Annotated in this window: 13 protein-coding genes; all 13 read left to right on the forward strand. The window is 61.0% G+C overall.

All coding sequences use genetic code 11. The features are described from left to right. Positions 1-3: 3 nt before the first annotated feature. The gene (locus ACYZT0_RS22570) at positions 4-2,121 is read left to right on the forward strand and encodes a TonB-dependent copper receptor (protein WP_462043064.1); all 2,118 of its coding nucleotides are present in this window, start codon (positions 4-6) and stop codon (positions 2,119-2,121) included. 128 nt (positions 2,122-2,249) lie between these two features. Then, the gene (locus tag ACYZT0_RS22575) at positions 2,250-3,629 is read left to right on the forward strand and encodes a PepSY-associated TM helix domain-containing protein (RefSeq protein ID WP_462043065.1); all 1,380 of its coding nucleotides are present in this window, start codon (positions 2,250-2,252) and stop codon (positions 3,627-3,629) included. A gap of 295 nt (positions 3,630-3,924) precedes the next feature. Next, positions 3,925-5,190, forward strand: coding sequence for an urea ABC transporter substrate-binding protein (gene urtA, locus ACYZT0_RS22580; RefSeq protein WP_462043066.1), 1,266 nt, complete (start codon positions 3,925-3,927; stop codon positions 5,188-5,190). Positions 5,191-5,336: 146 nt separating this feature from the next. Next, complete coding sequence (gene urtB / locus ACYZT0_RS22585) at positions 5,337-6,839, forward strand: urea ABC transporter permease subunit UrtB (RefSeq protein WP_462043067.1); 1,503 nt, start codon at positions 5,337-5,339, stop codon at positions 6,837-6,839. Next, positions 6,839-7,918 carry an urea ABC transporter permease subunit UrtC gene (gene urtC / locus ACYZT0_RS22590; RefSeq protein ID WP_462043068.1) on the forward strand — a complete coding sequence of 360 codons (1,080 nt, stop codon included), beginning with the start codon at positions 6,839-6,841 and terminating at the stop codon, positions 7,916-7,918. The genes urtB and urtC overlap by 1 nt, the downstream gene beginning before the upstream one ends. Beyond that, entirely contained in the window at positions 7,915-8,787 is an 873-nt protein-coding gene (urtD, locus tag ACYZT0_RS22595) for an urea ABC transporter ATP-binding protein UrtD (RefSeq protein ID WP_462043069.1), read from the forward strand. The genes urtC and urtD overlap by 4 nt, the downstream gene beginning before the upstream one ends. Before the next feature lie 130 nt (positions 8,788-8,917). Further along, positions 8,918-9,616, forward strand: coding sequence for an urea ABC transporter ATP-binding subunit UrtE (gene urtE, locus ACYZT0_RS22600; protein WP_462043070.1), 699 nt, complete (start codon positions 8,918-8,920; stop codon positions 9,614-9,616). Positions 9,617-9,659: 43 nt separating this feature from the next. Then, the gene (locus ACYZT0_RS22605) at positions 9,660-10,499 is read left to right on the forward strand and encodes an urease accessory protein UreD (RefSeq protein ID WP_462043071.1); all 840 of its coding nucleotides are present in this window, start codon (positions 9,660-9,662) and stop codon (positions 10,497-10,499) included. 160 nt (positions 10,500-10,659) lie between these two features. Continuing rightward, positions 10,660-10,962 (forward strand): urease subunit gamma, encoded by a 303-nt coding sequence (ureA, locus tag ACYZT0_RS22610; RefSeq protein ID WP_033055605.1) that lies wholly within the window; start codon positions 10,660-10,662, stop codon positions 10,960-10,962. A 9-nt stretch (positions 10,963-10,971) separates the two neighbouring features. Beyond that, entirely contained in the window at positions 10,972-11,505 is a 534-nt protein-coding gene (locus ACYZT0_RS22615; RefSeq protein WP_462040018.1) for a GNAT family N-acetyltransferase, read from the forward strand. A 6-nt stretch (positions 11,506-11,511) separates the two neighbouring features. Next, complete coding sequence (locus ACYZT0_RS22620) at positions 11,512-12,045, forward strand: GNAT family N-acetyltransferase (protein ID WP_095127352.1); 534 nt, start codon at positions 11,512-11,514, stop codon at positions 12,043-12,045. Beyond that, positions 12,045-12,353, forward strand: a complete 309-nt coding sequence (locus tag ACYZT0_RS22625; protein WP_282376746.1) for an urease subunit beta — start codon at positions 12,045-12,047, stop codon at positions 12,351-12,353. The genes ACYZT0_RS22620 and ACYZT0_RS22625 overlap by 1 nt, the downstream gene beginning before the upstream one ends. 141 nt (positions 12,354-12,494) lie before the next feature. Continuing rightward, a complete protein-coding gene (gene ureC / locus ACYZT0_RS22630; RefSeq protein ID WP_462043072.1) occupies positions 12,495-14,195 on the forward strand; it encodes an urease subunit alpha in 1,701 nt (566 codons plus the stop codon). Positions 14,196-14,251: the final 56 nt, after the last annotated feature.

Below are 14,251 nucleotides of genomic sequence, written 5' to 3' on the forward strand. Positions count from 1 at the left end.
GTCATGTCCAGGTTTTCTGCTGACACACGCTTGAGCCCTGCCCAAGCTTCTTTTGCCCCGAACGAATCCAGTATTCGTTTCAGGCACGCTACCGCCTTCCTTTGCGCAGCACTGCTGACACCGACGGTGCTGGCCGATGAACACGTCGGTCACAGTGAAGAACTGAGCCCAACGGTGATCACCGCCATCGCGCCGAGTTCGCCGCTGACCATCGTCACCAACCCCAAGGACCCGCGCCAACCGGTGCCGGCCAGCGACGGTGGCGACTACCTGAAATCCATCCCCGGCTTCGCCCTGGTGCGCAATGGCGGCACCAACGGCGACCCGGTGCTGCGCGGTATGTTCGGATCGCGGCTGAACATCCTCACCAACGGCGGCCAGTTGCTTGGCGCCTGCCCCGGCCGAATGGACGCTCCCACCTCGTACATCTCGCCGGAAACCTACGACAAACTGACCGTGATCAAAGGCCCGCAAACCGTGCTCTGGGGACCGGGTGCGTCAGCCGGGACCATCCTCTTCGACCGTGAGCGGGAAAGCTTCGGCGAACTCGGCACCCGGGTGAACGCCAGCGTGCTGGCCGGTTCCAACGGGCGTTTCGACAAAGTGGTGGACGCCGCTGCCGGCGGGTCACTGGGTTACGTGCGAGTGATCGGCAACACCGCGCATTCCGACGACTACAAGGACGGTAACTACGACTCCGTACCGTCGCGCTATGACAAATGGAACGGCGATGTCGCGGTTGGCTGGACGCCGGACGCTGACACTCTGCTGGAACTGACCGCCGGCAAGGGCGATGGCGAAGCCCGTTACGCCGGGCGCGGCATGGACGGCTCGCAGTTCAAGCGCGAAAGCCTCGGCTTGCGTTTCGAGAAGTCGAACATCGGCGACGTGCTGGATAAGGTCGAAGCGCAGATTTACTACAACTACGCCGACCACGTAATGGACAACTACACCCTGCGCAGGCCGTCCGGCACCGGGATGATGGCCGGCCCCATGGCTTCCAACGTCGACCGTCGAACCCTCGGCGCACGGATCAAAGCCACCTGGCGCTGGGCCGATGTGCAGTTGATCAGCGGCATCGATGCGCAAACCAACGAACATCGCCAACGCAGCGCCATGGGCATCGACGTCTACAAGGATCTGCCGCGCAACAAGGATGCCGACTTCCACAACTACGGCGTGTTCAGCGAATTGACCTGGTACGCCGCCGACCGTGATCGGTTGATTACCGGTGCACGCCTGGACCGCGCCTCAGCCAAGGATTATCGGCAGACCACTGGCTCGGGGATGATGACTCGCGCCAACCCGACCGCCGACGATACCCGCGCCGACACCCTGCCAAGCGGCTTCGTCCGTTACGAGCATGATCTGGAGGACAGCCCGACCACGCTGTATGCCGGCCTCGGTCACACCCAGCGTTTCCCGGATTACTGGGAGCTGTTTTCGCCCAAATCGGGGCCCGCCGGATCGGTGAATGCCTTCGATTCGATCAAGCCTGAGAAAACCACCCAGCTCGACTTCGGCCTGCAATACAAGACCGAAGACCTGGAAGCCTGGGCCTCGGGATACGTCGGGCAGGTGCGCGACTACATCCTGTTCAACTACACGCCAGCAAGGATGGGCATGACCTCGCAAGCACAAAACATCGACGCACGAATCATGGGCGGCGAATTGGGTGCGGCCTACAAGCTGACCGACAACTGGAAAGCCGACGCGACCCTGGCCTACGCCTGGGGCAAGAACAGCAGCGACGGCAACGCACTGCCGCAAATGCCGCCGCTGGACGCACGTTTTGGCCTGACCTACAGCGAAGACAACTGGAGCGCCGGTGCCTTGTGGCGGGTGGTTGCGGCGCAAAACCGCATCGACCAGAACAAGGGCAACGTCGTCGGCAAGGACTTCGACGAGACCTCGGGCTTTGGCGTGTTCTCGCTCAATGGCGCCTACCGAATTAACAAAAACTGGAAGGTCAGCACCGGCGTCGACAACCTGTTCGGCAAGGCGTATGCCGAGCATTTGAACCTGGCCGGCAACGCCGGTTTCGGCTACCCGGCCAATGACCCGCAAGCCATTAAAGAACCGGGGCGCACGCTCTGGACCAAAGTGGACATGAGTTTTTAAAAAGCATCGCGAGCAAGCTCGCTCCCACAAGGGCAGCGCAATACCTGTGGGAGCGAGCCTGCTCGCGAATGACTGCGCAGCAGTCACCGGACAACAACAAAAGAACCAAGCCAAGCGGAGCACAACCGATGAAACAGCCCACAGTGAATTTCTACAACCTGGCCTGGCGCTGGCATTTTTATGCCGGTCTGTTCGTCGCGCCTTTCATGGTAATGCTGGCCCTGACCGGCATCATTTACCTGTTCAAACCGCAACTCGACCCGTTGATGTACGGCAGCCTGCTGAACGTCCCGGCCGGGCATCACAGCGTCCCGGCCGACGACCTGCTCAAGCGGGTAAAAGCGGCGTATCCACAGGGTCAGATCAAGCAGTACCTGCCGCCGGTCAACGCTGACCGCAGCGCGCAATTCGTCGTGCTCAATGCCGGCAATGAGCTGAACGTGTTCGTCGATCCCTACCAGGGCGACATCCTCGGCGAGCAAGACGCGAAGAAGAATCTGCAAGCGGTTGCGCGAGCGATTCACGGCGAGTTGATGATCGGCACCGTCGGTGATCGACTGATCGAATTGGCCGCCGGTTGGGGCGTGGTGCTGGTGGTCTCCGGTGTCTTTCTGTGGTGGCCGCGTGGCCAGGCGGCCGGCGTTTTGTGGCCACGGTTGAGCAGTCGCGGTCGAGTGCTCTGGCGTGACTTGCACGCGGTAACCGGTTTCTGGGGCGCGTCGTTGCTGTTGGTGATGCTGCTCAGCGGCATGACCTGGACCGGGTTCTGGGGCAAGCAATACGCCGAAGTCTGGAATGCCTTTCCGGCAGCAATGTGGGATGACGTGCCCAAGTCCGATGTCGAGGCCCGCAGTCTCAACACCGCCACCCGCCAGACCGTGCCGTGGGCGATGGAAAACACGCCAATGCCGATGTCCGGCGACCACGCCGAACACATGGCCCACGGCGGCGCGCAAACCGGCCCCGCTGCACCGACCATCAGCTTGCAGGACGTGCAGAACATCGCTGTGCAACGCAAGGTCGAACCGGGTTACAGCATCACCTTGCCGACGACCGCCACCGGTGTGTTCACCATCGCGGTGTTCGCCGACGACCCGCGCAACGACGCCACCTTGCATGTCGATCAGTACACCGGCGACGTCCTCGCCGACGTGCGCTACGCACAATACGGCGCCGTCGCCCGCGCGACGGAAATCGGCGTGATGCTGCACGAAGGCAAAATGTTCGGCCCGCTCAATCAGATCATCATCCTGCTGATCTGCCTGATGATTCTGCTCAGCGCCCTCAGCGGTGTGGTGATCTGGTGGAAGCGCCGTCCACAGGGCAAGTTCGGCGTTCCACCGCTGCGCCACGACCTGCCGAAATGGAAAACCGCGATGGTCATCATGTTCGCACTGGCAGTGGCGTTTCCGTTGGTAGGCGCTTCGCTGGTGGTGGTCTGGCTGCTCGACCGGGTGCTGTTTTCGCGCCTCAACCGGCAAACTGAATCGGCTTCATCGTCATCGTAAACAAGATCAAAAGATCGCAGCCTGCGGCAGCTCCTACATTTGGAATGCATTCCCGGTAGGAGCTGCCGCAGGCTGCGATCTTTTGGTGACCTCAAAATTTCAAGGCACCAATCTAGCGCACCTCTTCGCACCAACGCGCCAGGCGCGATCCTTCATGGTGCGCCGTCCAAACCGCGCAACTGCTCTAATGCGACATTTCCCTGCCTTTTGCCGACCAGGCACAGCCCTTGCTAAAGACCCTTCAGTAGTCCGCATCTGCCACCCAGAAAATTCATAAGTTCATGGAGATCGCACAATGAAGCGTCGCAGCTTGATCAAGGCTTTCACACTATCGGCAAGCATTGCCGCGATGGGCATGACCTGGACTGTCCAGGCCGCCGAGACCATCAAGGTCGGTATTCTGCATTCGTTGTCCGGCACCATGGCGATCTCCGAAACGTCGCTCAAAGACATGGCATTGATGACTATCGACGAGATCAACGCCAAGGGTGGCGTGAACGGCAAGCTGCTCGAACCCGTGGTCGTGGACCCTGCGTCGAACTGGCCGCTGTTCGCCGAAAAGGGTCGTCAGTTGCTGACCCAGGACAAGGTTGCGGTGGTGTTCGGGTGCTGGACGTCGGTGTCGCGCAAGTCGGTATTGCCGGTGTTCGAGGAACTCAACGGCCTGCTGTTCTACCCGGTGCAATACGAAGGCGAAGAGATGTCGCCGAACGTGTTCTACACCGGCGCCGCGCCGAACCAGCAGGCGATTCCGGCGGTGGAATACCTGATGAGCGAAGAAGGCGGCAGCGCCAAGCGCTATTTCCTGTTGGGCACCGACTACGTCTACCCGCGCACCACCAACAAGATCCTGCGTTCGTTCCTGCACGCCAAAGGGGTGGCGGACAAAGACATCGAAGAGGTCTACACCCCGTTCGGCCACAGCGACTATCAAACCATCGTGGCCAACATCAAAAAATTCTCGGCGGGTGGCAAGACTGCGGTCATCTCCACCGTCAACGGCGACTCCAACGTGCCGTTCTATAAAGAACTGGCCAACCAGGGCCTGAAAGCCACCGACGTTCCAGTCGTGGCGTTCTCGGTCGGTGAAGAAGAACTGCGCGGCATCGACACCAAACCGTTGGTGGGCAACCTCGCGGCGTGGAACTACTTTGAGTCGGTCGAGAATCCGGCGAACAAGAAGTTCGTGGCTGACTGGAAAGCCTACGCCAAGAAACACAACCTGCCGGGCGCCGACAAAGCGGTGACCAACGACCCGATGGAAGCCACCTACGTGGGCATCCACATGTGGGCGCAAGCGGCTGAGAAAGCCAAGTCCACCGACGTCGACAAAGTCCGCGAGGCCCTCGCCGGCCAGACCTTTGCCGCACCGTCCGGTTACACCCTGACCATGGACAAGACCAACCACCACCTGCACAAACCGGTGATGATCGGCGAGATTCAGGCGGACGGTCAGTTCAACGTGGTGTGGCAGACCGAAGGGCCGATCCGTGCAGAGCCTTGGAGCCCGTTTATCTCGGGTAACGACAAGAAGCCGGATTATGCGGTGAAGAGCAACTGATTCACCCCGCCCAGCCTGATCGTTCCCACGCTCTGCGTGGGAATGCATCCCGTGACGCTCTGCTTCACTTCCAAAGCGGACGCGGAGCGTCCGTGGCGGCATTCCCACGCGGAGCGTGGGAACGATCAATACGTAAGGCCAATGACATGCTCACTGCCATTTACCGCGTCATCCTCGCCCTCGCGCTGCTACTGCCGATGGCCACTCACGCCGGCGACGCCGAAGACTTCGTCGCGGCCAATCCCGTGCAGCAAGCCAAGCTTCTGGAAACCTGGGCGGCACAGCCCGATCCGGCTCGTATCGAACTGATCAATGCCCTGCAACAAGGCGCGCTGACCATCGAAGGCCAACCGAAAACCCTGCGCCTGAATAATCGCCTGCGCGGTCTGATCGACACCGCGCTGGCCAGCCACCAATTGCTCGCCCCCGACGCCAACCTCCGTCTGGCCGCGGCGCAGCAATTGCAGAAAAGCGCTAAACCTGCGCAGCTTGCATTCCTCGACCAGCAACTGGCTGGCGAAAAAGACCAAAGTGTCCACGCGGCTTTGAGCCTGGCGCTGGCCAATCTGCAACTGGTGGACACCAACCCGGCCGTGCGCCTTGCCGCTGTCCGTCTGCTCGGTGAAACCGGTGATCCACTGGCTCGCACTCGCCTCGAAACCCTGCTGCAACCCGGTGTCGAAACCGACACTAATGTGCGTACCGCTGCCGAAACCAGCCTCGCTCAAGTCAAACGCAAACTGCTGATTGGCGAGATCCTCGGTCAGGCCTTCAGCGGCATGTCCCTGGGGTCGATCCTGCTGCTGGCCGCACTCGGTCTGGCGATCACCTTCGGTCTGCTCGGCGTCATCAACATGGCTCACGGCGAAATGTTGATGCTCGGCGCGTACTCAACGTACGTGGTGCAGCTGATGTTCCAACGCTTCGCCCCGCAAGCCATCGAGTACTACCCGCTGATCGCCTTGCCGGTGGCGTTTTTCGTGACCGCCGCTATCGGCATGGCGCTGGAACGCACGGTGATTCGCCACCTCTACGGCCGTCCGCTGGAAACCCTGCTCGCCACGTGGGGCATCAGCCTCATGCTGATTCAGCTGGTCCGATTGATGTTCGGCGCGCAGAACGTCGAAGTGGCCAACCCGGCCTGGCTGTCGGGCGGGATTCAGGTACTGCCCAACTTGGTGCTGCCGTACAACCGCATCGTGATCATCGCGTTCGCGCTGTTTGTGGTGGCGCTGACCTGGTTGCTGCTGAACAAGACTCGCCTCGGTTTGAACGTTCGCGCCGTTACCCAAAACCGCAACATGGCCGCCTGCTGCGGCGTACCTACCGGTCGCGTGGACATGCTCGCTTTCGGCCTCGGCTCGGGCATTGCCGGGCTCGGTGGCGTAGCCCTCAGTCAGATCGGCAACGTCGGCCCGGACCTTGGACAGAGCTACATCATCGATTCGTTCCTGGTGGTGGTGCTCGGCGGTGTCGGTCAGTTGGCCGGTAGCGTGCTGGCTGCGTTCGGCCTGGGCATCGCCAACAAAATTCTCGAACCGCAGATCGGTGCCGTGCTCGGCAAGATCCTGATCCTCGCGCTGATCATTCTGTTCATTCAGAAACGTCCGCAAGGCCTCTTCGCACTGAAAGGACGGGTGATCGACTGATGAACCAGCCTCTGATGCTCACGGCCACGCAAAAAGCCGGCCCCAAGGTAACGATCGCCGTCGGCGCGGTAATCCTCGGTCTGTTGCTGGCGTTGCCGCTGCTGTCGTTGTTGTCGCCGGACAGCGCGTTTCACGTCTCGGCTTACACGCTGACGCTGGTGGGCAAGATTCTTTGCTACGCGATTGTCGCGCTGGCCCTCGATCTGGTCTGGGGTTACGCCGGTCTGCTGTCCCTTGGTCACGGTTTGTTCTTCGCCCTCGGCGGCTATGCGATGGGCATGTACCTGATGCGCCAGGCCTCGGGCGATGGCTTGCCCGCGTTCATGACCTTCCTGTCGTGGACTGAATTGCCGTGGTACTGGACCGGCACCAGCAGCTTCCTCTGGTCGATGTGTCTGGTGGTATTGGCGCCGGGGTTGCTGGCGCTGGTGTTTGGCTTCTTCGCCTTCCGCTCGCGGATCAAGGGCGTGTATTTCTCGATCATGACCCAGGCCCTGACCTTCGCCGGGATGCTGCTGTTCTTCCGCAACGAAACCGGGTTTGGCGGCAACAACGGCTTCACCAACTTCCGCACCATTCTCGGGTTTGGCATCACCGAACCGGGCACCCGCGCGGTGCTGTTTTTCGCCACCGTGGTGTTGCTGGTGGCGAGCCTGTTCATCGGTTGGCGCCTGGCGCAAAGCAAGTTCGGCCGGGTGCTGACCGCGCTGCGGGATGCGGAAAACCGCTTGATGTTCTGCGGCTACGATCCGCGTGGTTTCAAGCTGTTTGTCTGGGTGCTGAGCGCAGTGCTCTGCGGCCTGGCCGGCGCGCTGTACGTGCCGCAAGTCGGGATCATCAACCCCAGTGAGATGTCGCCGACCAATTCCATTGAAGCCGCGGTTTGGGTGGCGCTGGGTGGTCGCGGCACGCTGATCGGTCCGCTGCTCGGCGCCGGTGTGGTCAATGGAATGAAGAGCTGGTTCACCGTGGCCTTCCCGGAATACTGGCTGTTCTTCCTCGGCGCGCTGTTCATCGTCGTGACCTTGTACCTGCCCAAAGGCGTGATCGGTTTGCTGAAAAAAAGGGGTGAGCAATGAGAGTGACTGCAACGGCTGAATTCATGCTCGAACCGGCCTTTTTTCCGCCCCTGGAACCGAACAGGGATCAGGGCAGCAGCCGCGACGCCATCGGCCTCGGCCAGCGTGTCGGCCCCGGCCTGGACACTCGCCACGGCACGATCCTGACCCTGGAAGACATCAGCGTCAGCTTCGATGGTTTCAAGGCGCTGAACGATCTGAACCTGTACATCGGCGTCGGCGAACTGCGCTGCATCATCGGCCCCAACGGCGCGGGCAAGACCACGCTGATGGACGTGATTACCGGCAAGACCCGCCCCAGTCACGGCAAAGCCTGGTTCGGCGAAACCCTCGACCTGACGCAGATGAGCGAAGTGCAAATCGCCCAGGCCGGCATCGGTCGCAAGTTCCAGAAGCCGACGGTGTTTGAAGCCTTGAGCGTTTTTGAAAACCTGGAGCTGGCGCAAAAAACCGACAAATCGGTGTGGGCCAGCCTGCGGGCTCGCCTGAGCAGCGAACAGAAAGATCGCATCAGCGAGGTGTTGGACACCATTCGCCTGACCAGCTCGGTCAATCGCCCGGCGGGCTTGTTGTCCCACGGTCAAAAGCAGTTTCTGGAAATCGGCATGTTGCTGATGCAAGACCCACAACTGTTGCTGCTCGACGAGCCGGTGGCGGGCATGACCGACGCCGAAACCGAGTTCACCGCCGAACTGTTCAAGAGCCTGGCGGGCAAGCATTCGCTGATGGTGGTGGAACACGACATGGGCTTCGTCGGCTCCATCGCTGACCACGTCACCGTGTTGCACCAGGGCAGCGTGCTGGCCGAAGGGTCGCTGGAACAGGTGCAGGATAACGAGCGCGTGATCGAGGTATACCTCGGTCGATAGAATTGCGAATACAGACCCTGTGGGAGCGAGCCTGCTCGCGAATGCGGTGCATCAGGCGACTCATATGTTGAATGTGCCTACGCCTTCGCGAGCAGGCTCGCTCCCACAGGGGATTTGAGGAGAGTTGAGAATGCTGCAAGTCGACAAGCTGCACCAGTATTACGGCGGTAGCCACATCCTGCGGGGCCTGACGTTTGAGGTGAAGGTCGGTGAAGTCACCTGCCTGCTCGGGCGTAATGGTGTGGGCAAGACCACGCTGCTCAAGTGTTTGATGGGGTTGCTGCCAGCCAAAGAGGGCGCGGTGAGCTGGGAAGGCAAACCGATCACCACGTTCAAGCCACACCAGCGGGTGCATGCCGGAATCGCTTATGTGCCTCAGGGGCGGGAAATTTTCGGCCGGCTGACCGTGGAAGAAAACCTGCTGATGGGCCTGTCGCGATTTCCCGGCGCTGAAGCCAAGGAAGTCCCGGCGTTCATCTATGAGCTGTTCCCGGTGCTGCTGCAAATGAAGCAACGGCGCGGGGGTGATTTGTCCGGTGGCCAACAGCAGCAATTGGCGATCGGCCGAGCGTTGGCCAGTCGTCCACGCCTGCTGATTCTCGACGAGCCCACCGAAGGCATCCAGCCGTCGGTGATCAAGGAAATCGGCGCGGTGATCAAGCAGCTCGCGGCGCGCGGCGACATGGCGATTTTGCTGGTGGAGCAGTTCTACGATTTCGCCGCCGAACTGGCTGATCAATACCTGGTGATGTCGCGTGGCGAGATCGTGCAGCAAGGTCGCGGAGAAAATATGCAAGCCGAGGGTGTGCGCGGCTTGGTTACGATATAAGGCTACGATCTAATCTGTAGCGTCCCAACGATAATTAGAAACCATGAATTTACCTCTTCCCACTGTCCTGTTTACCCCCAGCTGGCACGCCGAGCTGGAACTCGGCTACGCCCGATTCGGCGACAGCACGCGCCCGGTTCAGCGCCGCCACAAAGGCCCGCTGCGGGTGCAGAAGCATCTGTATGCCGAAGGGCCGGAGGTTTGCCAGCACATCATCGTGCACCCGCCGGGCGGGATTGCCGGGGGTGATCGGCTGGACATCTCGGCCAGTGTTGGCACGGACGCCTGGGCGCAAATCACCAGTCCTGGCGCGGCCAAGTGGTATCGCGCTGCCGGCCCCGCCTATCAGCAGCTGGATTTGAATGTGGCGAGCGGTGCGACACTGGAATGGTTGCCACAAGAGACGATCATTTTCAGCGCCGCGCAGGCTGAACTCAGCACGTCCATCGACCTTGAAGGCGATGCCCGATTGTTTTACTGGGACGTGGTGGCGCTGGGGCGTCCGGCCAGCGGCGAGCGTTTCGACCTCGGACATTTTCAGGCGCGGCTGGACATCCGCCGCGACGGCCAGTTGCTCTGGCATGAACGCCAGCGCATTGTCGGGAATGACGGTTTGCTTGATTCGCCGATCGGGATGGATGGGCAACCGGTGTTTGCGACGTTGTGGGTGACTGGTGAGGTTGATCGTGAATTGCTGGAGAGATGCCGTTCGTTGACCCATGACGTGCGGGGGGATTTGACGCAGTTGCCGGGGCTTTTGGTTGCTCGGTGCCTGGCTGGTGAAGCGCTGTTGGCCCGCGGCTGGCTGATCGATTTGTGGCGATTGCTCAGGCCTGCGTTATTGGGACGAGAAGCCCTGCCCCCAAGAATATGGAACACCTGAACACCGATCCCCTGTAGGAGCGAGGCTTGCCCGCGAAAGCGAACTTACATTCACATTTGCGTTGTCTGACACACCGCTTTCGCGGGCAAGCCTCGCTCCTACAGATTATGTATTCACAGTTCCGAGTATCTTTTTTTACTGCCCAGATGGATTCCAAACGATGGACCTGACCCCACGCGAAAAAGACAAGCTGCTGATCTTCACCGCTGGCCTCGTGGCCGAGCGGCGTTTGGCTCGCGGCGTGAAACTCAACTACCCGGAAGCCATGGCCTACATATCCGCAGCGCTGCTGGAAGGCGCCCGTGACGGCCGTACCGTGGCCGAACTGATGCACTTCGGCACCACACTGCTCAGTCGCGAACAAGTGATGGAAGGCATCCCGGAAATGATTCCGGAGATCCAGGTCGAAGCGACCTTTCCCGACGGCACCAAACTGGTCACCGTTCACCAACCGATCGCCTGAGGCCGCACCATGACTTACCCCATTCGCGATGCAGCGCATGCCGACTTGCCGGCGATCCGCGATATCTACAACGACGCCGTGCTTAACACCACGGCAATCTGGAACGAACAGGCCGTGGACCTGGGTAACCGCCAGGCCTGGTTCAGCGCCCGGCAATCCCAGGGTTACCCGATTCTGGTGATCGTCGACAGCGACAACACTGTCCTGGGCTACGCTTCATTTGGTGACTGGCGCCCGTTCGACGGGTTCCGCCACACCGTTGAGCACTCGGTTTACGTGCGCAGCGACCAGCGTGGCAATGGTCTCGGCCCGCAACTGATGACCGCATTGATCGAGCGTGCCAAAGGTTGCGACAAGCACGTCATGGTCGCCGCCATCGAAAGCGGCAATGCCGCCTCTATTCGCCTGCATGAACGAGCCGGTTTCGTGACGACCGGCCAGATGCCTCAGGTGGGCACCAAATTCGGTCGCTGGCTGGACCTGACCTTCATGCAACTGACCCTCAATCCTGGCGCGGAACCGCCGACCGCCAACAAGGAGTAATTGCCCATGAACGCCGCCCAACTGCGCCGCGTCAATGTTGAAAGCTTTGCGCACTATCGTCAGGGTTTGATTGATCTGCTGCTCGACGCCGTCGGCTATGGCGCCAGCGTCGGGTTCATGGCCAATCTGGACGCGACCCAGGCCCGAGCCTATTTCGATGATGTCCAGGAGAACCTGAACAAGGGCAACGTGCTGCTGTGGGTGGTGGTCAAGGACGAGCAAGTGCAGGCCAGTGTGCAACTGACCCTGTGCCAGAAGGCCAATGGCCTGAACCGCGCCGAAGTGCAAAAATTGCTGGTGCGTGAACATGCGCGTCGCCGAGGTCTGGGCCAACAATTGATGAGCGCGCTGGAAACGGCCGCCCTCCAGCACAAGCGCGGCATGCTCTACCTCGACACCGAAGCTGGCTCTCCCGCCGAAGACTTCTACAAGGCTCTGGGTTACACCCGCGCGGGTGAAATCCCCGACTATGCCTGCGACCCGAGCGGCCGCTACAAACCGACCGCGCTCTACTACAAGATTCTCCAGGGAGCCCATTGATGATTCCCGGTGAATACCAGATCCAGCCCGGCGACATCGAACTCAACGTGGGCCGCCGCACCCTCAGCCTGAAGGTGGCCAACAGTGGCGATCGTCCAATCCAGGTCGGCTCGCATTACCACTTTTTCGAAACCAACGATGCGCTGACCTTCGACCGCACCGCCAGTCGAGGCATGCGCCTGAACATCCCCGCCGGCACCGCCGTGCGCTTCGAACCTGGGCAAAGCCGCGAAGTCGAGTTGGTAGACCTGGCGGGGCATCGTCGGGTGTTCGGGTTTGCCGGGCGGATCATGGGGGATCTCGACTAGCTGATCGTTCCCACGTCGAGGCGTCGAACCGTCTGCGTGGGAATGCATCCCGTGACGCTCCGCGTCACATAACGGCGGACGCAGAGCGTCCATGGCGGCATTCCCACGCAGAGCGTGGGAACGATCAATGAAGGAACTGCAATGAAGATTTCCCGTCAGGCCTACGCCGACATGTTCGGTCCCACCGTCGGTGACAAAGTCCGTCTGGCCGACACTGAACTGTGGATCGAAGTGGAAAAAGACTTCACCACCTACGGCGAAGAAGTGAAATTCGGCGGCGGCAAAGTCATCCGCGACGGCCAGGGCCAAAGCCAATTACTCGCCGCAGAGGTCGTCGACACCCTGATCACCAACGCACTGATCATCGACCACTGGGGCATCGTCAAGGCCGACGTCGGCCTCAAGGACGGCCGCATCGCCGCCATCGGCAAGGCCGGTAACCCGGACATCCAGCCGAACGTGACCATTGCGGTCGGTGCCAGCACCGAAGTCATCGCCGGCGAAGGCATGATCCTCACTGCGGGCGGCATCGACACGCACATCCACTTCATCTGCCCGCAGCAGATCGAAGAGGCGCTGATGAGCGGCGTGACCACCATGATCGGCGGCGGCACCGGCCCGGCCACTGGCACCAATGCAACCACCTGCACGTCCGGACCGTGGCACCTGGCGCGCATGCTCCAGGCCGCCGATGCGTTCCCAATGAACATCGGCTTCACCGGCAAGGGCAACGCCAGCCTGCCGGAGCCGTTGATCGAGCAGGTCAAGGCCGGCGCCATCGGCCTGAAGTTGCACGAGGATTGGGGCACCACGCCGGCGAGCATCGATAACTGCCTGAACGTCGCCGACCAATACGACGTGCAGGTGGCGATCCATACCGACACCCTCAACGAATCGGGCTTCGTCGAAACCACCCTCGCCGCCTTCAAGGGCCGCACCATCCACACCTATCACACCGAAGGCGCCGGCGGCGGGCATGCCCCGGACATCATCAAAGCCTGCGGCTTTGCCAACGTGCTGCCGAGTTCGACCAACCCGACCCGGCCGTTCACCCGCAACACCATCGACGAACACCTCGACATGCTGATGGTCTGCCACCACCTGGACCCAAGCATTGCCGAAGACGTGGCCTTCGCCGAAAGCCGCATCCGTCGTGAAACCATCGCCGCCGAAGACATCCTCCACGACCTCGGCGCGTTCTCGATGATCAGCTCCGACAGCCAGGCCATGGGCCGTGTCGGTGAAGTCATCACGCGCACTTGGCAGACCGCCGACAAGATGAAAAAACAGCGCGGCCCGTTGCCCGGTGATGGCGAAGGCAACGACAACTTCCGCGCCAAACGCTACATCGCCAAGTACACCATCAACCCGGCAATCACCCATGGCATCAGCCATGAAGTCGGCTCGGTCGAAGTGGGTAAATGGGCGGACCTGGTGCTGTGGCGCCCGGCATTTTTCGGGGTCAAACCGACGCTGATCCTCAAGGGCGGCGCCATCGCGGCCAGCCTGATGGGCGATGCCAACGCCTCGATCCCGACGCCACAACCGGTGCATTACCGCCCAATGTTTGCCAGTTACGGTGGTTCGCTGCACGCCACCAGCCTGACCTTTATCAGTCAGGCGGCGCAGGAGGCAGGCTTGCCGGAGGCATTGTGTTTGAAGAAGAAGATCGCGGTGGTCAAAGGTTGTCGCGACGTGCAGAAAACCGACCTGATTCACAACGATTATTTGCCGAATATCGACGTCGACCCGCAGACCTATCAAGTGAAAGCCGACGGGGTTTTGTTGTGGTGTGAGCCGGCCGAAACCTTACCCATGGCACAGCGTTATTTTCTGTTCTGACGGTCTTCTCAATAAAAAGCCCCGAATGCGGCAGCGCATTCGGGGCTCATCACAAC

The sequence above is a fragment of the Pseudomonas sp. ZS1P83 genome (assembly GCF_054897825.1).